24 protein-coding genes and 2 tRNA genes are annotated in these 25956 nt (G+C 57.1%); 14 read left to right on the plus strand and 12 right to left on the minus strand.

Annotated features, from left to right (window positions below; all coding sequences use genetic code 11):
* Positions 1-19 precede the first annotated feature (19 nt).
* Entirely contained in the window at positions 20-340 is a 321-nt protein-coding gene (locus tag BLV48_RS15135; RefSeq protein ID WP_091827637.1) for a Rieske (2Fe-2S) protein, read from the plus strand.
* Here the strand turns inward: BLV48_RS15135 and BLV48_RS15140 are convergent.
* Positions 327-1493, minus strand: coding sequence for a pyridoxal phosphate-dependent aminotransferase (locus tag BLV48_RS15140; RefSeq protein ID WP_091827638.1), 1167 nt, complete (start codon positions 1491-1493; stop codon positions 327-329). The two genes, BLV48_RS15135 and BLV48_RS15140, sit on opposite strands and share 14 nt — an antisense overlap.
* A 240-nt stretch (positions 1494-1733) precedes the next feature.
* Here BLV48_RS15140 and dksA point away from each other — a divergent pair, with 240 nt between their 5' ends.
* The 10 genes from dksA (at position 1734) to BLV48_RS15185 (ending at position 13148) form a co-directional block, all read left to right on the plus strand.
* Positions 1734-2165: an RNA polymerase-binding protein DksA gene (gene dksA / locus BLV48_RS15145; RefSeq protein ID WP_091827639.1), complete on the plus strand. Its 432-nt coding sequence runs from the start codon at positions 1734-1736 to the stop codon at positions 2163-2165.
* A gap of 55 nt (positions 2166-2220) precedes the next feature.
* Positions 2221-3105 (plus strand): tRNA glutamyl-Q(34) synthetase GluQRS, encoded by an 885-nt coding sequence (gluQRS, locus tag BLV48_RS15150; RefSeq protein ID WP_091827640.1) that lies wholly within the window; start codon positions 2221-2223, stop codon positions 3103-3105.
* A 2-nt stretch (positions 3106-3107) separates the two neighbouring features.
* The gene (locus tag BLV48_RS19015; protein WP_175527696.1) at positions 3108-3281 is read left to right on the plus strand and encodes a hypothetical protein; all 174 of its coding nucleotides are present in this window, start codon (positions 3108-3110) and stop codon (positions 3279-3281) included.
* A complete protein-coding gene (locus BLV48_RS15155; RefSeq protein WP_091827641.1) occupies positions 3271-6213 on the plus strand; it encodes a sensor histidine kinase in 2943 nt (980 codons plus the stop codon). The genes BLV48_RS19015 and BLV48_RS15155 overlap by 11 nt, the downstream gene beginning before the upstream one ends.
* Positions 6210-7604 carry a sigma-54-dependent transcriptional regulator gene (locus tag BLV48_RS15160; protein WP_091827642.1) on the plus strand — a complete coding sequence of 465 codons (1395 nt, stop codon included), beginning with the start codon at positions 6210-6212 and terminating at the stop codon, positions 7602-7604. The genes BLV48_RS15155 and BLV48_RS15160 overlap by 4 nt, the downstream gene beginning before the upstream one ends.
* 504 nt (positions 7605-8108) lie before the next feature.
* Positions 8109-9575, plus strand: a complete 1467-nt coding sequence (gene pcnB / locus BLV48_RS15165) for a polynucleotide adenylyltransferase PcnB (RefSeq protein WP_091827643.1) — start codon at positions 8109-8111, stop codon at positions 9573-9575.
* The gene (gene folK / locus BLV48_RS15170) at positions 9568-10062 is read left to right on the plus strand and encodes a 2-amino-4-hydroxy-6-hydroxymethyldihydropteridine diphosphokinase (protein WP_091827644.1); all 495 of its coding nucleotides are present in this window, start codon (positions 9568-9570) and stop codon (positions 10060-10062) included. Before pcnB ends, folK begins: the two co-directional genes overlap by 8 nt.
* Before the next feature lie 36 nt (positions 10063-10098).
* Positions 10099-10893, plus strand: coding sequence for a 3-methyl-2-oxobutanoate hydroxymethyltransferase (gene panB, locus BLV48_RS15175; RefSeq protein WP_091827645.1), 795 nt, complete (start codon positions 10099-10101; stop codon positions 10891-10893).
* A gap of 1 nt (position 10894) precedes the next feature.
* The gene (gene panC / locus BLV48_RS15180) at positions 10895-11740 is read left to right on the plus strand and encodes a pantoate--beta-alanine ligase (protein WP_091827646.1); all 846 of its coding nucleotides are present in this window, start codon (positions 10895-10897) and stop codon (positions 11738-11740) included.
* 226 nt (positions 11741-11966) lie between these two features.
* Positions 11967-13148, plus strand: a complete 1182-nt coding sequence (locus BLV48_RS15185) for an acetyl-CoA C-acetyltransferase (protein WP_091827647.1) — start codon at positions 11967-11969, stop codon at positions 13146-13148.
* A gap of 84 nt (positions 13149-13232) precedes the next feature.
* On the opposite strand, the gene BLV48_RS15190 is transcribed toward BLV48_RS15185, so the two are convergent.
* Positions 13233-14069, minus strand: coding sequence for a 6-carboxytetrahydropterin synthase (locus BLV48_RS15190; RefSeq protein WP_091827648.1), 837 nt, complete (start codon positions 14067-14069; stop codon positions 13233-13235).
* Between the two features lie 125 nt (positions 14070-14194).
* On the opposite strand from BLV48_RS15190, the gene rsuA reads away from it, so the two are divergent.
* From rsuA to BLV48_RS15205, 3 genes are read left to right on the plus strand one after another with little or no spacing between them, the layout of a single operon-like run.
* Positions 14195-14884, plus strand: a complete 690-nt coding sequence (gene rsuA, locus BLV48_RS15195) for a 16S rRNA pseudouridine(516) synthase RsuA (RefSeq protein ID WP_091827649.1) — start codon at positions 14195-14197, stop codon at positions 14882-14884.
* 1 nt (position 14885) lies between these two features.
* Positions 14886-15944: a class I SAM-dependent methyltransferase gene (locus BLV48_RS15200; RefSeq protein WP_091827650.1), complete on the plus strand. Its 1059-nt coding sequence runs from the start codon at positions 14886-14888 to the stop codon at positions 15942-15944.
* A complete protein-coding gene (locus BLV48_RS15205; protein ID WP_091827651.1) occupies positions 15941-16612 on the plus strand; it encodes a YciC family protein in 672 nt (223 codons plus the stop codon). The genes BLV48_RS15200 and BLV48_RS15205 overlap by 4 nt, the downstream gene beginning before the upstream one ends.
* A gap of 62 nt (positions 16613-16674) precedes the next feature.
* On the opposite strand, the gene pnp is transcribed toward BLV48_RS15205, so the two are convergent.
* The 10 genes from pnp to secG form a co-directional block, all read right to left on the minus strand.
* Entirely contained in the window at positions 16675-18780 is a 2106-nt protein-coding gene (pnp, locus tag BLV48_RS15210; protein ID WP_091827652.1) for a polyribonucleotide nucleotidyltransferase, read from the minus strand.
* 181 nt (positions 18781-18961) lie between these two features.
* Positions 18962-19231, minus strand: a complete 270-nt coding sequence (gene rpsO / locus BLV48_RS15215) for a 30S ribosomal protein S15 (protein ID WP_091827653.1) — start codon at positions 19229-19231, stop codon at positions 18962-18964.
* 110 nt (positions 19232-19341) lie between these two features.
* Positions 19342-20292, minus strand: coding sequence for a tRNA pseudouridine(55) synthase TruB (gene truB / locus BLV48_RS15220; protein WP_091827654.1), 951 nt, complete (start codon positions 20290-20292; stop codon positions 19342-19344).
* A gap of 3 nt (positions 20293-20295) precedes the next feature.
* Positions 20296-20700: a 30S ribosome-binding factor RbfA gene (rbfA, locus tag BLV48_RS15225; RefSeq protein WP_091827655.1), complete on the minus strand. Its 405-nt coding sequence runs from the start codon at positions 20698-20700 to the stop codon at positions 20296-20298.
* Between the two features lie 10 nt (positions 20701-20710).
* Positions 20711-23215, minus strand: coding sequence for a translation initiation factor IF-2 (gene infB / locus BLV48_RS15230; protein ID WP_091827656.1), 2505 nt, complete (start codon positions 23213-23215; stop codon positions 20711-20713).
* A gap of 27 nt (positions 23216-23242) precedes the next feature.
* On the minus strand, positions 23243-24733 hold the full coding sequence (gene nusA, locus BLV48_RS15235; protein ID WP_091827657.1) for a transcription termination factor NusA: 1491 nt from the start codon (positions 24731-24733) through the stop codon (positions 23243-23245).
* 31 nt (positions 24734-24764) lie between these two features.
* Positions 24765-25220, minus strand: coding sequence for a ribosome maturation factor RimP (gene rimP / locus BLV48_RS15240; protein WP_091827658.1), 456 nt, complete (start codon positions 25218-25220; stop codon positions 24765-24767).
* 133 nt (positions 25221-25353) lie between these two features.
* Positions 25354-25430: transfer RNA gene (locus BLV48_RS15245), tRNA-Met, on the minus strand.
* A gap of 46 nt (positions 25431-25476) precedes the next feature.
* Positions 25477-25562: transfer RNA gene (locus tag BLV48_RS15250), tRNA-Leu, on the minus strand.
* 15 nt (positions 25563-25577) lie between these two features.
* Positions 25578-25943 carry a preprotein translocase subunit SecG gene (gene secG / locus BLV48_RS15255; protein WP_091827659.1) on the minus strand — a complete coding sequence of 122 codons (366 nt, stop codon included), beginning with the start codon at positions 25941-25943 and terminating at the stop codon, positions 25578-25580.
* Positions 25944-25956 lie beyond the last annotated feature (13 nt).

Below are 25956 nucleotides of genomic sequence, written 5' to 3' on the forward strand. Positions count from 1 at the left end.
ACCGAAAGGCTGCTATCCCTTGAAACTGTGCACACTCGATGAATTACAGCTCAACAGCCCGCGGGGGTTTGATCTTGAGGATGGCACCGCTCTGTTGCTGATCCGACGCGGTGAGAGTGTTGTTGCCTGGCGCAACAGCTGTCCGCATCGTGGCATCCGATTGGAGTGGCAACCGAACCAGTTCCTCGACTACGAGAAACAGTTCATCCAGTGTGCCACCCACGGTGCTCTGTTCGGTATTGACGACGGCATCTGTATCGCGGGCCCCTGCCCCGGCGAGCAACTGGAAGCGTTGCCCGTCGAGGTCCGCGATGGCGAGGTGTGGCTTACGCGCGACTGATCCGCTGCTGCAGGCGCTCCAGCGCCAGTTCGATCCTATCCAGCCCCGTGGTATAGGAGAAGCGAATATGTCGCTCAGGCCGGTTATGACCAAAATCGGCCCCTGGTGTCACCGCGACATAATCCTCCTCCAGAAGCGACCAGCAGAAGGCAAAGCTGTCATCGGTCAGGTGAGAAGCATCGGCATAGACATAGAAAGCACCCTCCGGCATGCGAGGAATACCAAAGCCCAGCTCCCTTAACCCAGCCACAAGCCGATCACGACGTAACGCAAACGCCTGTCGGCGCTGTTCCAGTATCTCGATCGTGGCCGGCTCAAACGCGGCCAGCGCGGCATACTGTGACAGCGTTGCCGGCGAGATGAACAGGTTTTGGGCAATCTTTTCCATCTCAGCAACGGCCTCTTCCGGTGCCACCAGCCAACCCAGGCGCCAGCCGGTCATGCCGAAATACTTGGAGAAGCTGTTCAGCACCAGCGCATCCGGTGCCACACCCAACACAGTGTCCGCATCAAAGCCATAGGTGAGACCATGATAGATCTCATCCACGATCAGCGAGCCGCCACATTGGCGCACCTGATCCGCAATGGCGCGCAGATGATCCGTTGGTACAACCGACCCGGTAGGGTTTGATGGGGACGCCAGCAACACCCCTGCCGTATCGTCGGCCCAGTGTTGCTCCACCAGATCCGCATTCAACTGATAGTTCAGCTCCGGTCCCACCGGCACCAACTGCCCACGTGCTTCCAGCAGGCGTAGAAACTGACGATTGCAGGGGTAGCCCGGATCCGCCAGCATGAAACGACTGCCAGGCGCCGCCAGCAACGAGAACGCCAGCAAAAGAGCTCCAGAAGCACCGGCCGTAACCAACACCTGGCGCGGACTGATGTTGACGCCATAGCGCCGCTGGTAAAAATCCGCGATAGCTTCACGCAGCGGCATGATGCCACCTGCCGGGGTATAACGCGTATGCCCTGCATCCATGGCTCGACGTGCAGCCTGCATGATTGGCTCTGCTGTGGGAAAGTCGGGCTCCCCGGCCTCCATATGCACCACATCCCTGCCCTCGGCATCCAGCTCGGCTGCACGCTTGAGCAGATCCATCACCTTGAACGAATCAATCTCGCGTGCCCGTGCAGTCCAGTCCGATATCATCTTCACTCCTCCGATCCAGATAAGCGCCTCAGTATATCCGACAACACCTGTTGCAAGCCTCTGTTGCAGCGGGTGAAATCAATCGCGATGGCAAAAAGGCCAAACAGGTCTAGCCTAAAGACTGGGGTTCTGGTACTTTCACCGGCTTTTAAAGCACCATAGTGTTCCCATATCAGGGCGCCAGGCCGGAGCAATCGGGCTTTCCATGGTCTGAGCCCCCAATGACGTGAGGCTGCGCCCATGCCTAAAACAACAGATACCAAGTTCATGCACTTCGAACCTTACCCGCTGGATAACGGCGAAGAATACATGAACGAAGCGCAGAAAGAGCATTTCCGCAAGATTCTTCTTGGCTGGAAACGCGAGCTGATGGAGGAAGTCGACAGCACCATCACACATCTCAAGGAAGAAGCCTCCAACTTTGCTGACCCAAGCGACCGCGCCAGTCAGGAAGAGGAATTCAGCCTTGAACTGCGCACCCGTGACCGCGAGCGCAAACTGATTCGCAAAATCGACGAAGCGCTTGAGAGCATCGACTCCGATGACTACGGCTACTGCGAGGCCTGCGGTGTCGAGATCGGCATCCGCCGTCTTGAAGCACGCCCGACGGCCACTCTATGCATCGATTGCAAGACGCTGGCTGAAATCAAGGAAAAGCAGCTCGGCCGCTGAGCCCGCGCGTCGGGGCCTCTGGCCCCCGACTCCCGCCTGACATCGAGCCCTCACCTTGAGTTGCATCGGACGTTTTGCCCCGTCACCGACCGGCCCACTCCATTTCGGCTCTCTGCTTGCCGCACTGGCAAGTTATCTTGATATGCGTTCGCGCAATGGCGAGTGGCTGCTGCGGATAGAAGATCTTGACCCGCCACGCGAACAGCCCGGTGCGGTCGATTCGATTCTGCACACCCTTGACGCCTTCGGCCTGCACTGGGATGGCCCTGTGATATACCAAAGCACGCGGCTGAAGTGCTATCAGGACGCACTGGAGCAGTTACTGGACCAAGGCACTGCCTATCGCTGCAGCTGCAGTCGCAAGCAGCTCAGAACCAGAGGCGTGACGGGCTTGTATGATGGCCACTGCCGGCGTCATCCGCCATCCGCCTCTGCCAGCTGCGCCGTTCGGGTGATTCACCCACAGGCAGAGCAACAGTTTCATGACCGCATCCAGGGTTTCAGAACGTACGACTGGCAGAATGATCGCGGGGATTTTGTCGTGTTTCGCCGTGATGGACTGTTTGCCTATCAGCTGGCCGTCGTCGTTGATGACGCGGCCGCAGGTGTAACCGACATTGTGCGAGGAAGCGACCTGATCGACGAAACACCGCACCAGATCGCGCTGCAAACCCTGCTTGGCTATTCGACACCCCAGTACGCGCATATACCCGTGATCACAAACCCGGCCGGGCAGAAGCTGAGCAAACAGAACCTAGCACCGGCGATCGACCCTGGCCAACGCCAACAACTGCTGCTGCGCGCGCTGTCACTTCTCGGCCAGAAGCCACCCGCCGACCTGGCAACAGCCAGTCGAGATGAGTTGCTCTCGTGGGCCATCACGCACTGGAACATCACTGCAGTTCCCGGCACACTGAGCCTGTGTGAACCCGAGACCTGAATATGTATCTGCATCGCCTACTGCTGCTTCTGTTGCTGGCCACTCTGCTGCTGCCGGGACTGGTCGAGCTGTGGCTATTCCACAGCGGCCACTGGCTGATGCCTTTTCTGATCTGGGCGCTGCTGATCCTGCTGGCAGCGACCGCCGAATGGCGCCACCGTCACCATGAACTTTGATCTCAGTCTGCTGGCCCTGCTCGGCTGTGGCTATCTTCTCGCATTGTTCGGCGCCGCCTGGCTCACCGACAAGGGGTTACTGCCTGAACGCATCACCCGACACCCATTGGTGCATGTGTTGGCACTTGGTGTGTTTACCAGCGCCTGGAGCTTCTATGGCATCTTTGGCGTTGCGTATCATTCCGGCTATGTCTATTTGATCTCTTACATGGGGGCCTCCATCAGTTTTCTCCTTGCCCCATTGGTGCTGATTCCATTGCTGAGAATTACTCGGCGACACCAGCTCAGCTCGCTGCCGGATCTGTTTGCCTTCCGTTTTCGCAGTGGCGGTGTAGGAACGCTGACTACTTTATTAATGCTGTTTATCAGCCTGCCGCTGATCTCGATCCAGATTCAGGCACTGGCCGACTCGCTGCCCATGCTGAATGATCGCATCTCTTCCAATCGGGCGGCAGCCGGCTTCTGCATCATTCTCACCCTCTTCACCCTGCTGTTTGGTGCTCGACATGCCTCTCTTCGCAGCAGCCATCGCGGGTTGGTATTCGCCATCGCGCTTGAATCTCTGTTCAAACTGATTGCCCTGCTGCTGATTGCAGCCTATGCATTCTGGGCCTTGCTGGGTGGTGTCGATGGGCTCGGGGACTGGCTGCAGCGTAACCCGGAGGCGCTGCAGCGACTGCAACAGCCGCCGGACACCAGTCACTGGCAAATTCTGCTGCTGGCGTTTTTTGCCTGTGCCTTTGTCATGCCGCACATGTTCCACATTGCGTTCACGGAAAACCTGCCCACCGAAAGCCTGTACCGCGCCAGCTGGGGTATTCCTCTTTTCCTGCTACTACTTGCCATCACTGTTCCCCCCATTCTCTGGGCCGGCATGAAGCACGATGCGATCACCAATCCCGAATACCTGCTGCTGCAGTTGGGGCAGAACCTGCAATTGCCGTGGTTCAGTCTGTTGACGTTCATCGGCGGGCTATCGGCGGCCAGTGGCATCATCATAGTGGCCACCGTGGCGCTGGCATCGATGCTGCAAAACCATGTCGTACTGCCCTTGGTACGGGTACCGGACAATGTCCGCTTCTACGCTTGGTTGCTGTGGTTGCGACGACTGATCATTATGGCGGTAATGCTGGGCAGCTATCTGTTTTTCCGCCATATAGGTCAACAGTTTTCACTGAACCAGCTTGGGCTGCTGGCATTTATCGCCTTTCTTCAGTTTCTGCCGGGAATACTCGCAACCCTGTACTGGCCCAACGCCAGTCGCACCGGTTTTCTTCTCGGCCTGACAGGGGGGATAGGCCTCTGGGCACTGGGCATGCTGCTGCCGATGATGCTGGATGGCGCTCCGCTGGATGCCGGAGCCTTGAGTCAGTGGTACAAGGTCGCTCTATTATCGGTACTGCTTAACACGGCACTGCTGGTACTCGGCTCCCTGCTTTTCCCCGGCCACGAGGGCGAGAGACAGGCCGCCGAAGCCTGTGCGCTCAACGTCGTGCCCCGTCCTCTGGGCTTGGGCCTGGCTGCCGCCAGTGAAGCGGAGTTTGTCGCCCGCCTGACACCCAGACTGGGGGAACAGCCTGCACAGCGGGAAGTCCAGCGTGCCATGTTCACACTGCAGCTGAGCCCAGGCCAGCTGAGACCTTTGGACAGCCTGCGCCTGCGGACCCAGCTGGAACAGAACCTTTCCGCCTTGCTGGGACCTGTGGAGGCAACAGCACTGCTGCAACCATTGGAAACTGATCGCAGCGCCGGTTTCAAGGCCCGCGAGGTCCATTTGCTGGAGCAGCAACTTGAAACCTACGACCAACGCCTATCGGGCCTTGCAGCCGAGCTGGACCAGCTCAGACGCTACCATCGCGCCACCTTGCAGCGCTTGCCTATCGGGGTTTGCACGCTGGATGCAGACCACCGCATCCTGTTCTGGAATGCCGAGCTGGAGCAGTACACAGGGCTGAGTGCAGAACAGGCTCTCGGCAATCCTTTGGCACACTTACCACTGCCATGGAGCCGCCTGCTGAAGGAATTTGCAGACAACGATACCCTTCACCAGGAAGCTCAAATGATTGAGCTGCACGGCGAGCATCGCTGGTTCAGCCTGCACAAGGCACGTCTGGATGACACACCTGCGCAAGGCAAGGTCCTGCTGATTGAAGAGGAAACAGAGCATCTGATGATGGCCCGCAAGTTGGCCCACAGCGAACGCCTGGCCTCCATCGGTCGCTTTGCGGCCGGCGTCGCTCATGAGATCGGCAACCCGGTGACCGGCATCGCCTGTCTGGCCCAAAATCTGAAGCTGGAAACGGATCTGCCCGAGGTGCTGGAAACCGGCGATCAGATTGTTGATCAGACCCGTCGCATTAACCGCATCGTTCAATCGCTGGTGCGTTTTGCCCACACCGGCCGCCAGGAAGGCCCGGAGCATTTCGAGTCGCTCGATTTGCGCCACTGCATTGATGAAGCGATCCATCTGGTCACCCTCGACAGCCACAGTCGACAGCAGCATTTTGTCAATCAGGTTGATCCGTCCCTGCAGATCCGCGGCGACCTGCAACTGCTGCTGCAGGTATTCGTAAACCTGCTTAACAACGCCAGTGATGCCTCGCCACCGCAGGGGCTGATTGAAATCGAGGCACAGGGAAGCGAAACAAGCATCTGCATTCGTATTACCGATGAGGGCACTGGCATCGCCCCGGAGCACCTCACTCGCCTGTTCGAGCCATTTTTCACCACCAAGGAACCCGGACGCGGAACCGGTCTAGGCCTGCCTTTGGTCTACAACATCATTGTGCAGCATTATGGTAATATCGAGATTCTTAGCCCGGCCAACAAAAACCAGAACAAAGGCACTCAGGTCGTAATCACCTTACCCCGGCTGAACGAGGAAAATACCCTTGCATCGCCGGCTGCTCATGGAGAAGGTTTGTCCGGATGAGTCGAATTCTGATTGTCGAGGATGAAAGTATCATCCGTTCAGCGCTCAGGCGCCTGCTGGAAAAAAACGGATATGAAGTCAGTGATGCAGGCTCGGTAGCCGAAGCCTGTGGCGACTTCAGCCTGGATAGCTTTGACCTCATCATCACCGATTTGAGGTTGCCCGGTGCGCCTGGCACCGACCTCATCGGACTGGCCGGATCGGTGCCGGTATTGATCATGACCAGCTATGCCAGCCTGCGCTCCGCGGTGGATGCCATGAAGCTTGGTGCCGTCGACTATATTGCCAAGCCGTTCGATCACGACGAAATGCTGAAAACCGTGGCGGCCACGCTGTCACAGTCCCGTACTGCTTCAGACAATGAAATCGGCGGCAGCACCAGCGGTAAAGCACCCGAACAGACGCGCATCATCGGCTCCTGCAAGTCAATGCAGGAACTCTACCGCCGCATCGGCAAGGTCGCACGCACCGACGCTACCGTATTGATCCTTGGCGAATCCGGCACCGGCAAGGAGCTGGCCGCCCGCGCCATTCACGAACAGAGCAACAGAGCCAACCGCCCCATGGTCTGCGTCAACTGCGCCGCCATACCGGAGACTCTGATCGAGTCCGAACTGTTCGGGCATGAGAAGGGGGCCTTTACCGGTGCAACCAGCGGCCGCAGTGGCCTGATTGAAGCCGCCGATGGCGGCACCCTGTTTCTGGACGAAATCGGTGAACTGCCTCTGGAAGCTCAGGCTCGTCTGCTGCGTTTCCTGCAGGAGGGTGAAATTCGCCGGGTTGGGGCAGTACAACCACTCAAGGTGGATGTGCGTCTGATCGCTGCTACACATCGTGACCTCAAGACCCGCGCTCGTTCCGGCCAGTTCCGTGAAGATCTGTATTACCGCCTGTATGTGATGGAGCTGCGCATGCCTCCGCTGAGGGCACGAGAAGACGACATTTTGGAACTGGCGGAAGCCTTCCTGTCCAAGCAGGCCGAAAAGATGCGGTGTGAGTCTCTCAACTTCAGCCCCGAAGCACTGGAGCTTCTGCGCCGCTATCACTGGCCCGGCAATGTGCGAGAGCTGGAAAATGCGATTGAGCGCGCCGTCATTCTGGCCGATGGTCGGCAGATCACTCCTGATCTTCTGGGCCTTGAACTGGAACAGCAAAGCCTGGCCGACATCGAAAGCCAGTACGCCCAGCGGCACAGACTGCCACCTGTCGACAGCGACGCTTCCTCCGGCGCCCGCACAGACCTGTCCCTGGATGACTACTTCCAGCGCTTCGTCCTTGAAAACCAGGACCAGATGAGTGAAACCGAACTGGCCAAAACGCTCGGAATCAGCCGAAAAAGCCTGTGGGAACGACGCCAGAAACTGGGTATCCCCCGCAAACCCAAGGGGTAACAATCGGTAACACTCACAAGTGTTACCTTACTACCCAACACCGCCCACAAACCGTGACATTCGGTAACACTCTGTTGCCAGAAACGAAAGAATGATCGAGTTTAATATAGCCTTAATCATATAAAACAAAGGGTTATGATTTTTGGCACGCGTTCTGCTTTATTACAAGCAGAACAACAACAACGTACACCCTGAAACAGCGCCGGCAATAAAAATAAAAATGGCTCTGCGGATGAGTGACCTGCCTCGAATAAAAATAAAAATGAGGCTTAGTCGGTCGATAGAGTGGCACTGCAGCGCTCCCCAATCAGTGCTCTTAGGAAGAACAACAACAAGCTAAGCTTCATGGTGTCACTTTACGACCGACACCCCCCACCCTCCTGACTCACGCCTCACACTTTGCCACACCACGCAACCATGCCCGCTCCGAGCCTTATACTAAGCTTTAGCAGGTGTTATGATGCCCCATCCGTGATCAGCCATTACAGGGACCCCCAGTAAACGATGTCTAATACTCTGCTCATCATTCTGCTCGCATTTGCTGCAGCAGCCCTGATCGCCTTTGTCATGTTCAGTCGTCGCCGCACACCCAGTACCACAGCCCCACAGGAGAACTTGCCACCGGCACCCGTTGCCGAACAGCTGATTCCATTGGGACAGCGACGCATCGTCAACGAGTCCGAGCACCAGATTCCTCGCCGTCACCTGGACGACAATGCAATGAAGGTTGTCTACCGGCTGCAGGATGCCGGCTTCGAGGGCTACCTTGTCGGCGGATGCATTCGCGACCTGCTGCTGGGACATACTCCCAAGGATTTTGACATCGCCACATCAGCTCACCCCGAAGAAGCCGAAGAGCTGTTTCGACGTGGTCGCCTGATTGGGCGCCGCTTCAAGCTGCTGCATGTCCGTTTCGGTCGCGAGGTGATTGAGGTCGCCACCTTCAGGGCATCGCATGATCAGGAAGAGACAACTCAGGACCAAGCCCGCACGGCTGCCACCGGCATGATCCTGCGCGACAACGTATACGGCACCATCGAAGAAGATGCCCTGCGCCGCGACTTCACCATCAATGCACTTTACTACGATGTGCGTGACCATACCGTACTCGATTTTGCCAATGGCTATCCCGACCTCAAACAGCGCCAGCTGCGCATGATCGGTGATGCACGTGAACGCTACCGTGAAGACCCGGTGCGCATGCTCAGGGCTGCACGTTTTGCAGCCAAACTCGGTTTTGAAGTGGAACCCGGTACCGCAGCGCCGATTCGAGAACTGGCAGCGCTGCTTGGCAATGTATCCCCCGCACGCCTGTTTGATGAAGTGCTCAAACTGCTGCAGAGTGGACACGGTGAGGCATCCTACCGACAGCTGCAACGCTTCGGTCTGTTCGCCTTCCTTTTCCCGCAAACCGATGCGGCGCTGGAACATGACGAGTATCCGGTGGAAACCCTGCTGATCAACGCCCTGTGCAACACGGATCGACGTCTGTCTCAAGGCAAGAGCGTCACCCCGGCCTTTCTGTTTGCGGCCTTACTCTGGTATCCATTGCAGCTGAGAATCAAACAGCTGGAGCAGATCTCAGATCTGCCACCGATCCCGCTGCTGCATGAGGCCGCCAATCAGGTTCTGGCTGAGCAGGTCCGCTCAACTGCCATTCCACGCCGGTTCTCCACTCCTGTGCGTGAAATCTGGGAACTGCAGCTGCGCCTGCCGCGTCGACAGGGCAAGAAAGCCGATCAGCTTATGGAGCATCCTCGCTTCAGAGCTGCATACGATCTTCTGGTACTGCGTGAGAACAGTGGTGAGCCGCTGCAGGGCCTGAGCCAGTGGTGGACCGACTACCAGTCCTCCAATCCGATGACGCGACGTGACATGGTCCCCGCGGATCAGGATGACAAGCCGCGCCGCAAACGTCGCCGTCGCCCGCGCAACCGTCCAACGCAGGACAGCCGCCCCAGCAATGAGTAAGACTCAGTTACGCGCCTGGATTGGCCTGGGCAGCAACCTTGAGGACCCGCTGGTGCAGGTCAGCACCGCGCTGCAAGAGCTGAAGCTACTGCCTGACACCACGCTGGCTGCACGCTCGTCGCTCTACCGTTCCGATCCTGTCGGCCCCCCCGGCCAGCCCGATTACATCAACGCGGTTGCTGCTCTGGATACCCGTCTGGAGCCCGAAACCCTGCTCGATGCGCTACAGGCAATCGAGCAAATGCACCAGCGCGTGCGCAAGATCCACTGGGGACCTCGCACCCTTGACCTGGACCTGCTGCTGTATGGTGACCAGGTGATATCGACGCCGCGCCTGACCGTTCCCCATGCCTACATGACCGAGCGCAATTTTGTTCTCTGGCCTTTGGCTGAACTGGCACCTGAACTGATCCTGCCCGATGGTCGCCCACTGAATACGCTTCTTCAGCACTGCCCTCTGGGCACGCTGGAAAAGATATCGTTATAATCGCGCACAAGCTCAGACAATGATGAAGAGATTGCTATGTCCAACATTACGCTGCATACCCTGACCGCCCGCAAACAGGCCGGTGAAAAGTTTGCCGTACTGACCGCTTATGATGCGACCTTTGCCCATCTGGTGAGCAGCGCCGGTATCGAGATGATTCTGGTCGGTGACTCACTCGGTATGGTACTGCAGGGGCAGAGCAGCACCCTGCCGGTTACCGTCGATGAGATGGCTTATCACACCGCAAGCGTTGCGCGTGGTAATCAGAGTGCCATGATCATGTCGGACCTGCCGTTCATGAGCTATTCCACCCCAGAGCAGGCTATGGACAACTCGGCCAAGCTGATGCAGGCAGGCGCGCACATCGTCAAGCTGGAAGGAGGCGACTGGCTGTGTGACAGCGTGCGCATGCTGGCCGAGCGCGGCGTGCCCGTGTGCCCGCACCTTGGCTTGACACCTCAGGCCGTCAACAAGCTTGGCGGTTATCGTGTGCAGGGACGTGACCGACAGTCCGCCCTGAAAATGATTGAAGATGCGAAGAAGCTTGAAGATGCTGGCGCCAGCATGCTGCTGCTGGAGTGTGTCCCCACACTGCTGGCCGAAGAAATTACCCGCAACGTGGAAATTCCGGTTATCGGTATCGGTGCAGGCCATCACACGGATGCCCAGGTACTGGTGATGCATGACATGCTTGGCATTACACCTGGACGCCGTCCCAAGTTCGTCAAGGACTTCATGACAGAAGCCGACAGCATTGAACAGGCTTTCCGTTTGTATGGCGATCAGGTCAGGGCCGGTACCTTCCCCGGACCGGAACACGGGTTCGAGTAATATGAAAACCATCCACACCATTGCGGATCTGCGCACAGCCCTGAAACAGACACGACTGTCCGGCCAGAAAATTGCGCTGGTGCCCACCATGGGCAATCTGCATCAAGGCCACATCAAACTGGTGGAAACAGCACGCCGGCAAGCCGATACCGTGGTGGCCAGTATCTTCGTCAACCCGCTGCAGTTCGGTGCCAACGAAGATCTCGACAGCTACCCTCGCACTCTGGCCTCCGATCAGGAGAAGCTGATGGCAGCGGGTTGTGACCTGCTGTTTGCACCCGGTGTCAGCGAGGTCTACCCGGAAGGCCAGGACAACCAGACACTGGTTGAGGTCCCGGGCTTGTCCGATCTGCACTGCGGCGCCAGCCGGCCGGGACACTTCCGTGGTGTAACCACCGTGGTATGCAAGCTGTTCAACATTGTCCAGCCGGATCTGGCTGTGTTCGGACTCAAGGATTATCAACAGGTTGCCGTGATTCGCAAGATGGTACGTGACCTCTGCATCCCCGTTGATATTGTGGGTGTTCCGACTGAGCGAGCCGGCAGTGGACTGGCGCTCAGTTCACGCAACGGCTACCTCAGTGCGGACGAACTGGCCACTGCCCCCCTGCTGCAACAAACCCTGCAACAGACCGCCGATGCCGTGCGTAACGGCGCCACGGATTTCAGCGCACTGGAACAGCAGGCGCAACAGCAGCTTGAAGCAGGCGGTTTCCAACGTGACTACTATCGTATCCTCTGCCGGGATTCACTCCAGCCGCCTGAAGCCGGAGATGTTCGCCCTCTGGTCATTCTGGCCGCCGCTCGACTCGGTCCTGCCCGCCTGATCGACAACCTCGAGATCTGACACCGCCGTACAGGGGGCCTTATACTCCCGTTGTGCGGCGCACACAGTTTTGCCTTGGTCTACTTGACACCGCCTGAGCCCTTCGCGCAGACTCGAAGGACCTCATGGCGGTATGGATACCCGTACGCCTGCCCGAGCTGATGCCGACTGAAATATCCCTTTCACCGGCGTGCGTTACCCTGAGCCCGGGATCAATAATGATATGAACCAAAGAGGCACTTCCATTATGCGTGATGTTGTTATCGTTGCCGCTGGCCGTACAGCGGTGGGTACTTTCAACGGCTCCCTCTCCTCACTGACCGCGGCTACTTTGGGCGCTGAAGTACTCAAGGGCCTGCTGCAGAAAACCGGACTGAACCCGGCAGAGGTAGACGAAGTGATTCTGGGCCAGGTACTCACGGCCGGCTGTGGCCAGAACCCGGCTCGTCAGGCCTTGATCCACGCAGGCATCCCTCAGGAAGTGCCCGCCATGACTATCAACAAGGTTTGCGGCTCCGGCCTCAAGGCCCTGCAACTGGCGACCCAGGCGATCCGCTGCGGTGATGCTGACGTGATCATCGCCGGCGGTCAGGAAAACATGTCCCAGTCCCCCCACCTGTTGCCCAACTCACGTAATGGTGCACGCATGGGCGACTGGAAGATGATCGACTCCATGATTACCGATGGCCTGTGGGATGCGTTCAATAACTACCACATGGGCATCACTACCGAGAACATTGTCGAAAAATACGGTTTCAGCCGTGAAGAGCAGGACGCTTTCGCTTCTGCCTCTCAGAACAAGGCTGAAGCAGCCGTCACCTCTGGCCGCTTCAAGGACGAAATCATTCCGGTCAACATTCCGCAACGCAAGGGCGACCCCGTAGTATTCGACACCGATGAACAGCCCCGCTTTGGCTGTACCCCGGAGGCTCTGGCCAAGCTGCGCCCGGCCTTCAAGAAAGACGGCACCGTTACCGCCGGTAACAGTTCCACCATTAATGATGGTGCGGCTGCCGTGATTCTGTGTTCAGCCGAAAAGGCGGAAGCACTGGGGCTGCCGGTTCTGGCCCGGATCAAGGCGTATGCCTCTGCCGGTGTTGATCCTGCCATCATGGGCACAGGCCCGATCTGCGCCACCACCAAGGCGCTGGAAAAGGCGGGCTGGGGCATCAACGACCTGGAACTGGTTGAAGCCAACGAAGCCTTCGCGGCTCAGGCCATGTCCGTCAACAAGGATCTGGGCTGGAACACCGATATCGTCAACGTGAACGGCGGTGCAATTGCGCTGGGCCATCCGATTGGCGCGTCCGGCTGCCGCATTCTGGTGTCACTGGTGCACGAAATGATCAAGCGTGATGCCAAGAAAGGTCTCGCAACTCTGTGTATCGGTGGTGGCATGGGTACAGCACTGGCGATCGAGCGCGACTGATTCGCACCACCTCAACGCAAACAGCCGCCCGAGGGCGGCTGTTTTGTTTCGGTAACACACCAGGTATGAATACCGCCAGGGCCATCACGCCGTAGCAATTGCGCCTTTGCCGATGCCCTCAAATGCACGCACAACCACTTCATCCTGCGGATGGTCAATTTTGATCTGCTCTGCCAGATGTGCCGCAATTTGCTCGACGGTACTTTCGGTATCAATCAAATAGCAGCAGCGCGCCGGCAGCTCCAGCTCGAACGCGCCCTGAGGCGCCGTATAGGCATAATGGTGCGCACCGGCCGACTGGTTTTTCAGATGGCTACGGGTACCTATATAGATATCACGGAAGCACTCGGCCCAGCGCCCTTCCAACACCTCATCGCGATGACCGTTACGGTAGATCATGATGCGCGAGCGGTGGCCATGAGCGATCCGCTGGCAGTTACCGTCATGCTGCTGAAGGCCGTGACTGTAATGATAGTAGTGCCCATCGATTGACTCGGCCGTGAAGGCAAGCTCAACCCCCTGCACCTGCTCTGGAAACAGCTGACGCAACTGATCTCGACACCAGTGGGCAACACTAAGCTCGTCAATTTCAGTACAGGGCAGTACAGCAATGGCCTGCTCGGGCGCACGGCAGCGAAAAAGACCACCCTCAGGGTAATGCCAACGCACCTCGGTCATGCCGCCCACCTGCTCAAGCTGCAAGCCCGGCAGCTGGGCCGGCACAGCCAGCATATGATCAAGATGTGCATCCAGCCACTGCTTGACACGACGCTTGACCACACCGAAATCACAGATCATTCCCTGAGGGTCAAGACTGCCATCCAGTACCAGCTGCACCGCCCAGGATTCGCCCACCAAACCGCGCTTGGGATGAAGGTAGGAAAAATCCACATGGGTCAGATTATCGACGAAGAGCTTCACGGTGGCCTCGCAACAAGTTTGGGAGCGCTATTCTAGCGGATTCACCGACAGCTTTCATGAGCCCCTGTCGGTGATCTTGCCCGCTACTATATACTAGTACCCTTTGAGCACTTTGCAGGTTGACCATGCGACTCGACAAATACATAGCCAGCGTAACCGACTTTTCCCGCAAAGAGGTCAAGCGCATGCTGCATGCGGACGAAGTGACCGTCAACGGGGAGCATGAGCGTGACGCTGGGCGCAAGGTCAGTGACACCGATGACGTATGTCTGCAGGGAATGCCCCTGGACCCGCCCAGCGCCCGTTATATCATGCTGTACAAGCCCGAGGGGGTCGTATGCTCAAACGACGATCCGACCCACCCGACCGTAACGGCGCTGCTTGAGATGCCGCGTGTCGAGCGCCTGCACATCTGCGGCCGACTCGATGTGGATACCACCGGACTGGTACTGCTGACCGATGACGGCCAGTGGGCTCACCGTGTCACATCGCCCAACCGCCACACCGGCAAGATCTATCACGTAATCACCTCGGACCCGATCACGCCCGATACCGTCCGCATCTTTGCCGATGGCATCATGCTGAACGGGGAACACCGACGCACCAAACCGGCTGAGCTTGAACTGCTGTCAGAGCGTGAGGCCCGTGTCTGCCTGCATGAAGGACGCTACCATCAGGTCAAGCGCATGTTTGCCGCCGTCGGCAATCGAGTTGATGCCCTGCATCGCGAGCAGATCGGCGATATCATCCTCGATGAAATGCTCGAACCCGGTGAATACCGTGAACTGACCCCTGCCGAGATCACCAGTGTCTGATATGGATCCCATTGCCCGCGAACTGGAACAGCAACTCAGCCGTCTGAGCGCTCAAGCCCTCTGGCTGGTGGATGAAAACCCGCTGCCACGCTGCCGTCCGAACCCGTCAGTAGAGGTAGTTGGCAACCGTTTCGATGTGATTGAGCAGCTCCAACAGCAGGGCTGGAATGCCCGGTTCAATGACTTTGAACTCGAAACACTGCCAAGCGCCTGCTTCAACACGATCCTGTACCGGGTCTCCAAGGAAAAAGCTGTGGTACACCATCTGATCGGCGCGGCAAAACGCCTGCTCAAACCAAACGGTGAACTGATGCTGCTGGGTGACAAGGCCGAAGGTATTCGTACCTACGTGCGCAAGGCCGAGACGTGCCTTGGAGGCAGCCGCACTGAGAGCAAACTCGGGGGCAACAGCTGGTGTGCTCGCATAATGCGCGGTGGCGAAGGGGGTGAGTGCCCCGACAGTCAGAGTTATGCCGAACTGCGCTCGGCCTGTTCGGATCAGCGACTTGAATACTGGGCCAAACCCGGCCTGTTTGGCTGGAACAAAATCGACCGTGGCAGTGCTTTCCTGATCGAGCAGTTACCGGCCATGCTGGAAACACCTCTGCCACTGTCCGGTTCAGTGCTGGATCTGGGCTGTGGCTTCGGCTACCTTGCGCTCAATGCAGCAGGTCCTGAAACCCGGCTGGTGTGCACTGACAATAATGCCGCTGCCCTGCTGGCCTGCCAATACAATCTTCGGCGTGCCGGAATCAGTGGCGAGGTACTGGCCAGCAATGCGGGGGATAGCATCCGGCAACAGTTTGATACCCTGCTGTGCAACCCCCCCTTCCACAGCGGTTTCAGTGTCGATGGTGACCTAACCGACCGTTTCCTGGCAGCCGCACAGCGCCTGCTGACATCACAGGGTAGCGCCTGTTTTGTCGTCAATCAGCACATCCCGCTTGAGCGCAAGGCGGTTGGTCGCTTTGCCGACATCAGCCTGTGGGCCGATAATGGCAGCTTCAAGCTGGTTCGATTGCGCAAACCGATTAATTCAACTGTTCAGGGACACTCATGACCTTCGATTATCTTCGCCAGAGCCTGTTCTTTTTCCGTACTCATCTTAGCCGGCTGGCGCTGATTCAGATCCCCTTCCTGTTGCTGATCACGGTGGTGCAGTATCAGCTGCTGCAAGGAGGGGAGTCCGCTGAGGCTGCGCGCACTACCAGCAGCGTCTTCATCAGCTCGGCACTGAATCTGGCCCTGATGCCAATCTATTGGGGGGCCACTCTGCTGTATATGCAGTCGGTGCTGCAGGGGCAAACACTGTCCACCAGCCAGGCGATCAGCCTCAGCCTGGCCTGCTGGGGACGCCTGCTGCTGACGTATATTCTGACAACCCTGGCGGTTTCGACCGGTCTTTTGTTACTCATTCTCCCCGGGATCTACATTAGCATCAGGCTGGCCTTTGCCAAGTTCTACTGCGTGATGGAAGGCAAGGGGCCGATGGAATCCCTCCGCGCCAGCTGGGCCAGCAGCAGTGAATTTTTCTGGCCACTGCTGCAGGGGCTGGCACTGATTTTCGGTGTATTGATGCTGGCTGAAGTGATGATCGGGCAGATGTTGAGCGATACTCGCATACTGATGCTGGCGCTGTCACTACTGGTTCAGTTTCTGGGCGTCATGTCGAGCATCTACGCCTATCGCATCTACTGTGTAATGAAAGAGGAACACAAACCGCTCTGACCATAAAAAAACCCCTGCCGACGCTAATCGGCAGAGGTTTTTCAAAGTCGATACAACACTGTTTAGCTGGAAACAGACTCGTCTTCGATCAGGTCCTTCATGGACAGTTTGATGCGACCACGCATATCCACATCCAGCACCTTGACCTTCACCACGTCATCCATCTTGATGTAGTCAGTCACGGCCTGAACGCGCTCCTTGGCAATCTGGGAGATATGGACCAGACCATCTTTGCCCGGGAGGATGTTAACGAATGCACCGAACTCTTCGATACGCACCACCTTGCCTTCGTAGATCTTGCCCACCTCAGCTTCAGCCGTGATCGCCATGACGCGATCCAGAGCCGCTTTGCCCTTGGCTTTGTCATCAGCGTAGATGCGGACAGTACCGTCATCTTCGATATCGATCATGGCGCCGGTTTCTTCGGTCAGGCCGCGAATGGTGGCACCACCCTTGCCGATCAAGTCACGGATTTTCTCCGGGTTGATCTTCAGCAGCTGCATGGCCGGCGCGTTATCCGGCAGTTCAGGACGTGCATAGCCAATAACCAGCGCCATCTCTTTCAGGATGTGCTTGCGCGCTTCATGTGCCTGCTCCAGCGCGATCTCCATGATCTCTTCAGTGATACCGGTGATCTTGATATCCATCTGCAGGGCTGTAACACCCGCTTCGGTACCGGCTACCTTGAAGTCCATATCACCGAGGTGGTCTTCGTCACCCAGAATATCAGTCAGAACGGCAAAGCGATCATTTTCCTTCACCAAACCCATGGCAATACCGGCCACAGGCGCTTTCAGCGGTACACCCGCGTCCATCATCGCCAGAGAGGCGCCACAAACGGATGCCATGGAGCTGGAGCCGTTGGACTCGGTAATTTCGGATACGATACGGATGGTGTACGGGAACTCTTCCTGCGTCGGCAACACAGCCGCAACACCACGACGAGCCAGACGACCATGACCAATTTCGCGGCGGCCTGCACCACCCATGCGACCGGCTTCGCCAACCGAGTACGGAGGGAAGTTGTAGTGCAGCATGAACGGATCCTTGCGCTCACCTTCCAGCGCATCGATGATCTGCTGATCACGGCTGGTGCCCAGGGTACAGGTCGCGATCGCCTGAGTTTCACCGCGGGTAAACAGCGCTGAACCGTGTACACCCTTGAGCAGGTCGATTTCGACATTGATCGGACGTACGGTTTTGGTATCACGGCCATCGATACGCGGCTCGCCATCGATAATGCGATTACGCACGATCTCTTTTTCCAGCGAGCTGAAAATCGCGGACACTTCCTTGCCGGAGGGCTGACCCTCTTCACTGCCAGACAGTGCTTCAACCGCCTGCGCACGCAGTTCAGCCAGGCTGGACTGACGCTGCATTTTGTCAGCAACCTGATAGGCAGATGCAATACCGGCACCAACCAGTTCACGCACTTGAGCGATCAGAGCTTCGTTCTTGGCCGCGGGCTGCCAGTCCCACTTCGGCTTGCCGGCTTCAGCTACCAGTTCGTTGATGGCGTTGATCACCACCTGCATTTCCTGGTGTGCAAACAGTACGGCGCCAAGCATTTCGTCTTCGGTCAGCTCTTTGGCTTCAGACTCAACCATCAGTACTGCATCGCCAGTACCGGCTACAACCATGTCCAGCTCAGAGGTTGCAAGCTCCGCATAGGTCGGGTTCAGGATGTAACCGTCAGCTTCAGTAAAGCCTACACGTGCTCCGCCGATCGGACCCATGAACGGCAGGCCGGAGATTGCCAGTGCCGCAGAGGTACCGATCATGGCCGCGATATCCGGATCGTTGACCTTATCAGCCGACATCACGGTACAGACCACCTGAACTTCGTTCATGAAGCCTTTCGGGAACAGCGGACGGATCGGACGGTCGATCAGGCGCGAGGTCAGCGTTTCCTTCTCGGAAGGACGCGCTTCACGCTTGAAGAAGCCACCCGGTATACGGCCTACAGCGTAGTATTTTTCCTGGTAATGAACCGACAGCGGGAAGAAGTCCTGACCTTCACGCATCTCTTTGGAGCCGACTACGGTACAGAGTACCTGAACGCCGTCCATGGTAACCATGACGGCACCGGTGGCCTGACGGGCTACCTTGCCGGTTTCGATGGTGATGGTATGTTTGCCGAACTGAAATGATTTACTGATCGCTTGCACGATAGAAACTCCTCGGGTTTGTGTATTCCCGTCAGCGGACCAACCAACCCTCTTTTCAAGCCAGTACTCAGTTGCCGACTGTAGCAGTCGTCAAGTGAGTACAGGCTGGATGATTGTGTCGCTTTAACGGGCTGTAGATAAAACTGAGGCCATACACTGTATGGCCTCAGGATGGAACTGCTTAGCGACGCAGCCCAAGACGGCCGATCAGCGCCAGATAGCGGTCAGCGTCTTTGCCTTTCAGGTAGTCCAGCAGCTTACGACGCTGGTTTACCATGCGGATCAGACCACGGCGAGAGTGGTGATCCTGCTTGTGCGACTTGAAGTGACCCTGCAGGCCTTCGATGTTCGCAGTCAGCAGCGCAACCTGTACTTCGGTAGAACCGGTATCACCAGCGCCACGACCGAATTCAGCAACGATTTCCGCTTTTTTCTCGTTAGAAAGAGCCATTGTATATCTCCTCGTTAATATGCACACAGTGACCTGCACTGCGGATTGATAGACGCGCTGCACCGAGCATATTTTCAGTACAGCGTCAGTTTGGCTTCAGCCAAATCGGTTCAAGCGGTGCTGACAAGGCGTTTGCCCTTCAGCGCCCCTTTGGCATCGCGTTCGGCGATACCGAAAAATTCGTCGGTTACACGATTGAATACCAGAAACTCATCCGCATCCGGCAATCGATCGTCAACACGCAGCCTTTGCCCCATCTGCAGTCTTTCGGCTTCAGCCGCTTCCAGCTGAATCCGTGGCAAATCGGACACCGGCGCCCAAGCCGGTAATAATAGCGCATCCAGCCGCTGTTGTATGCTGTTTTGAGCCTCCTCTGCCTGAGGTTGTGCCAGGCTTTGCAGCTGCTCCAGCGTCATCATCTGGTCGGCATGGAAAGGGCCGGTCTGCAGCCTGCGCAACACACTGACATGGGCACCACAGCCCAGCAGCAAGCCCAGATCCTCAACGATGCTGCGGATATAGGTGCCCTTGGAACAGAATACCTCCAAATCCACCTCATCCGCGCGCAACGCCAGCAGCCTGATCTCATGAATCCGTACACGGCGAGGTTTAACTTCAACCTCGACACCCTGACGTGCCAGCTTGTACAACGGCTGGCCGTTAAGTTTGAGAGCCGAATACACCGGCGGAACCTGCTCTATCTCGCCACTGAAATGCTCTACCAGCAGTGCTTCAATCTGCGCTCGACTGAGGCTTGCGGGGACCGGTTTTTCTTCGGTGATCTCCCCCTCAGCATCACAGGTATCGGTACGCTGCCCCAGTTTTGCAGTGGTCAGGTAACGCTTGTCCGAGTCAAGCAGGTACTGGGAAAACTTGGTTGCTTCGCCCAGACATATCGGCAGCAGGCCAGTCGCCAGTGGATCCAGCGCTCCGGTATGACCCGCCTTGGCGGCGCCATAGATTCGCTTGACCCTTTGCAGGGCAGAATTGGAGGACAGTCCCTGAGGCTTGTCCAACAGAAAAAGGCCGCTGATTGGGCGACCTTTTGGTTTGCGGGCCATGCTTCAGTTCCCGTTATCGTCTTCATTATCCGGGCGGCTGCTCTCCTGCTGCCAGGCCTTTTCGATCAGGCCATGCAGGTGGCGCCCCCGCTCAACGGTTTCATCAAAATGGAATCGAAGCTGCGGCATGACCCGCAACTTGATTCCGCGAGACAATTCCGTGCGCAGGAATCCAGCGGCGTTATTGAGCACCGTACGGGAGCTCTTAATAACCTCGGCCTCAGTCTGATCACCAATCGCCAGCACTGTGAAGTAGATATCGGCATAGCCGAGATCCTTGCTCACCTTGACGTGGCTGATGGTTACCATACCCAGCCGCGGATCCTTTATCTCGCGCTGGATCAGGGTGGCCAGATCACGCTGAATCTGGTCCCCCACCCGGTCGGTACGTTTGAAATCGCGTGCCATGATGCTCCGCTTACAGCGTACGCTGTACTTCAATGGTGTCGAACACTTCGATCTGGTCACCGACCTTCACGTCGTTGTAGTTCTTCACCCCGATACCACATTCCATACCCTGACGTACTTCTGCCACGGCATCCTTGAAGCGACGCAGAGACTCCAGCTCGCCCTCATAGATCACCACGTTGTCGCGCAGTACGCGGATACGCTTGTTACGGTAAACCGTACCTTCGGTCACCATACAACCGGCGATGGCGCCCAGCTTCGGCGAACGGAACACATCACGCACCTGAGCAATACCAACGATCTCTTCGCGGTATTCCGGTGACAGTAGACCGGTCATCGCCTGTTTTACGTCATCAATGATGTCGTAAATAACGCTGTAGTAGCGCAACTCAAGCTCTTCGCGTTCAACCACGGCCTTGGCCTGGTTATCGGCACGGACGTTGAAGCCAATCAGAATTGCCGAAGAGGCCAGTGCCAGGTTGGCATCGGTCTCGGCGATGCCGCCCACACCGCTGGAAACAATGTTCACCTTCACTTCGTCGGTGGACAGGTCTTCCAGTGACTGGATGATCGCTTCCAGAGAGCCACGCACATCCGCCTTGAGGACGATGTTCAGTGACTTCACATCACCGGCCTGCATGTTCTCGAACAGGTTTTCCAGCTTGGCTTTCTGCTGACGGGCGAGCTTCACTTCGCGGTACTTGCCCTGACGGAAGAGCGCCACTTCGCGGGCTTTCTTCTCGCTGGACACCACGGTGAACTCGTCACCGGCATCCGGGGTACCGTCAAGGCCAAGGATCTCGACCGGAATCGCGGGACCGGCTTCATCAATCGGCTTACCGTTTTCGTCCAGCATCGCACGTACACGGCCGTAATGCAGACCAGCCAGCACGATGTCACCCTTGCGCAGGGTACCGTTTTGTACCAGCAGGGTGGATACGGAACCACGCCCCTTATCAACACGAGACTCAACCACCACACCCTGACCCGGTGCATCTTTCACGGCAGTCAGCTCAAGCAGTTCAGCCTGCAGCAGGATCGCATCCAGCAGTCCATCGATGCCTTCGCCGCTCTTGGCGGAGACATGTGCAAACTGAACGTCACCACCCCACTCTTCAGGCAGTACGTCACGCTGAGCCAGCTCGTTCTTAACGCGGTCCAGATCGGCATCTTCCTTGTCGATCTTGTTCACGGCCACCACCAAAGGTACACCGGCGGCTTTCGCGTGCTGGATCGCTTCTTCAGTCTGCGGCATCACGCCGTCATCTGCGGCAACAACCAGCACTACAATGTCAGTCAGCTGAGCACCACGTGCACGCATGGCGGTAAACGCCGCATGCCCCGGAGTATCCAGGAAAGTCACCATGCCATTGTCGGTTTCAACGTGGTAGGCACCGATATGCTGGGTAATACCACCCGCTTCACCGGTTGCCACCTTGGTGCGACGGATGTAGTCAAGCAGTGAGGTCTTGCCGTGGTCAACGTGACCCATGACAGTTACCACCGGTGCACGGCCAACCTTTTCACCCTGAGCCGCCTGAACGCTCTCGATCAGCGCGTCTTCAATGGCATTTTCCTGCATCGGAATGGCCTTGTGACCCATCTCTTCCACTACCAGTACGGCGGTGTCCTGATCCAGTACCTGATTGATGGTCGCCATGGCGCCCATCTTGAACATTACCTTGATGACCTCAGCGGCCTTGATCGACATCTTCTTGGCCAGTTCGGCCACGGTGATGCTCTCAGGGATATTTACCTCATGCACCACCGGTGCAGTCGGCTTTTCGAAGCCATGCTGGTTCGGGCCACCACTGCGGCCTCGGCCTGCAGGTGCACGTTTGCCAGCCTTGCCGCGACGGCCGCGAGTATCGTCCTGACGAGCGGTTTTACCGCCCTTGCCACGACGAGGACGGTCGTCATCATCACTGCGACGAGACTTTTCCTTGTCTTTGCGGCGCGGGTTTTCAGTGACAGGCTCAGCCAGCACTTCGGGCTCAGGTGCAGCGGTGGCGGCCGGTTTGGCCTTCGCCGTCACTTCAGCTGACGGTGCTGCCTGTTCTTCAGCAGGCGGCGCTTCGGCATCAGTCTTAGCGGCTTCGGTCACGGCTTCAGCCTGAGGCTCTGGGGCGGGCGCAGCTTCCACAACAGGCTCTGCCACAGCAGCCACTTCTTCTACAACCGTCGCAGGGGCTGCGTCATCTTCCAGCAGCGAACGCTTAACATAGGTACGCTTCTTGCGCACTTCAACGCTGACCGTCTTGCGTTTGCCTGAGGCACCGGAGACTTTCAGCTCAGACTTGGTCTTGCGCTTGAGCGTAATCTTGCTGGGTTCAGCAGCATCCACGTTTTCGCCATGACTACGCTTGAGGTGACTCAGAAGCTTCAAGCGCTCCTCTTCGGTCACACTCGACTCAATTTTCTTTGCACCGATGCCGGCTTCCTGCATTTGCGTCAACAGACGCTCAGCGGATACACCAACCACATCGGCAAGTTGCTTCACGGTTACTTCTGCCATATATGTGTTCTCCTCTTCCGCTGGCGTTTACTGCTCTTGCGCAAACCAGGGCGCACGGGCTGTCATGATCAGCTCGGCTGCCTGTTCTTCAGTAAGACCTTCCACTTCCAGCAGATCTTCAACCGCTTGCTCGGCAAGATCTTCCATGGTGATGATGCCACGGGATGCCAGCTGGAATGCCAGCGTGCGTTCCATGCCATCCATGTTCAGCAGGTCTTCTGCCGGTTCCGCATCGCCAAGCTGCTCTTCACTGGCGATCGCCAGATTGATCAGAGCATCCTTGGCACGGCTACGAAGGGCTTCAACCAGCTCTTCGTCAAATTCTTCAATTTCGAGCATCTCTTCTTCCGGGACATAAGCCACTTCTTCAATGGAAGTGAAGCCTTCAGCCACCAGTATTTCAGCCAGCTCTTCATCAATATCAAGATGCTTGATGAACATATCCACCACAGCACCCACTTCAGTCTGCTGCTTCTCGGCCGCTTCATCTTCGGACATGACATTCAGCGTCCAGCCGGTAAGCTCACTGGCCAAACGCACATTCTGTCCGCTGCGGCCAATCGCCATAGCCAGTGCTTCTTCAGCCACGGCCACATCCATGGAGTGACTTTCCTCATCCATCACTATGGACGCCACTTCAGCCGGGGCCATCGCGTTGATGACCAGCTGGGCCGGGTTGTCATCCCACAGGATGATATCGACCCGTTCGCCACCCAGCTCATTGGATACGGCCTGAACACGAGAGCCACGCATGCCGACACAGGCTCCGACCGGATCAATACGACCGTCATTGGTCTTGACCGCAATTTTGGCACGCGCTCCCGGATCACGTGCTGCTGCACGGATTTCGATGACATCTTCTGCAATCTCGGGTACTTCGATGCTGAACAACTCGATCAGCATGGCGTTGGAGGTACGGCTGAGTACCAGCTGCGGACCACGCCCTTCGCTGCGGACTTCCTGCAGCACAGCACGCACACGATCACCCATGCGGAAGCTTTCACGCGGAATCAGATTCTCACGCGGCAGCAGCGCTTCAGCGTTGTTGCCCAAGTCCACAATAATATTATCGCGGGTGACTTTCTTCACAGTGCCGGCCACCAGCTCGCCCTTGCGATCCTGATACTGCTCAACCACTTTGGCACGCTCGGCTTCACGCACTTTTTGCACGATAACCTGCTTAGCGGTTTGTGCAGCGATGCGCCCAAAAGCAACAGATTCAACCTGCTCTTCCCAGATATCACCGGGCTTGAGGTTAGGGTCGATCTCCAGCGCTTCTTCCAGGGTCAGTTCAGTACCCAGCGCAGGCACTTCATCATTACTGACCACCAGCCAGCGGCGCCAGGTTTCGTAACCGCCGGTTGCACGATCAATTACTACACGGATATCCGCTTCTTCGTCATAGCGTTTCTTTGTAGCCGTAGCCAAAGCCACTTCTATCGCTTCAAAAATGACGGCCTTGGGCACATCCTTTTCATTAGAAACAGCTTCTGCAACCTGTAGAATCTCTTTATTCATACGACTGCCTCGCCAAACCTTTAAACCGGTGTTAAAACTGGGGAATCACATTGGCACGATCGATATAGTCGATCGGCAACAGATACTCTTCGTCATCGACAACCAGCAGAACTTCGTCACCTTCGACGCCATTCAGCAGGCCCTTGAATTTTCTGCGCCCCTCAAAGGGCACCCGCAACCGCAGTTGCACCTGATGCCCGGCATACGCCTGGAATTGTTCCAGCGTATACAAGGGACGATCCATGCCGGGTGACGACACCTCCAGCATGTATTGTTCAGGGATGGGGTCTTCCACATCCAGAATACCGCTTACCTGATGGCTGACGCGGGCACAGTCATCCACGCTGACCCCATTTGGACCATCAATATAGATCCGCAACGTACTGTTACGACCGGCGGAGTGAAAATCCAGTCCCCAGAGCTCAAGCCCCAGGGCGGTCACGACCGGCTCAATCAATTCCTGCAAAGTTTTCAATCTGGCTGACACAGAGGACGACCTCGTTCTGCATGTACCTGAAACAAAAAATGGGTCTCTGAGGACCCATTTCTGACGCGGCACCTGGTGCCCTTTTGTTCACCTACGAAAAAGCCCCTGAAAAGGGGCTTAAACGTAAAGAAAATGGTAGCGGGGGCTGGATTTGAACCAACGACCTTCGGGTTATGAGCCCGACGAGCTACCAGACTGCTCCACCCCGCATCAGAAACAGGTGCACATTATACACAACACCTGCCTGTCTTACAAATGGTGCCGAAGGCCGGACTCGAACCGGCACGAGCATAGCTCACCACCCCCTCAAGATGGCGTGTCTACCAATTTCACCACTTCGGCTTTAACTGTTTGATCTTACTCGGCAACCGGAATATCAGATTCCGATGCCTTGCCTGCAGCCGCATCCAGCTCAGGAAGATCACGCTGGGGTTCTGCTGCTGACTCAATCAGCTCTGCAGACGGGATACCCGCGTCATTAACACTTTCCGCACGCTGCTTGGCGTAAACGGCCAGTGCAAAACTGGTGGCGAAGATACCTGCAGCAAGCACTGCAGTCAATCGCCCAAGAAAACTTTTTGACCCCTGACTGCCAAACACGGTCTGGGACGCACCACCACCGAAGGCGGCACCCGCTTCTGCACCCTTACCCTGCTGCAGCAGCACCAGCGCAATAATTGCAGCAGCCAGCAGTACATGAACGATCAGAACCAGACTTTCCATCATCTATACCGTA

Source organism: Marinobacterium iners DSM 11526 (genome assembly GCF_900107855.1).
GTDB lineage: Bacteria > Pseudomonadota > Gammaproteobacteria > Pseudomonadales > Balneatricaceae > Marinobacterium > Marinobacterium iners.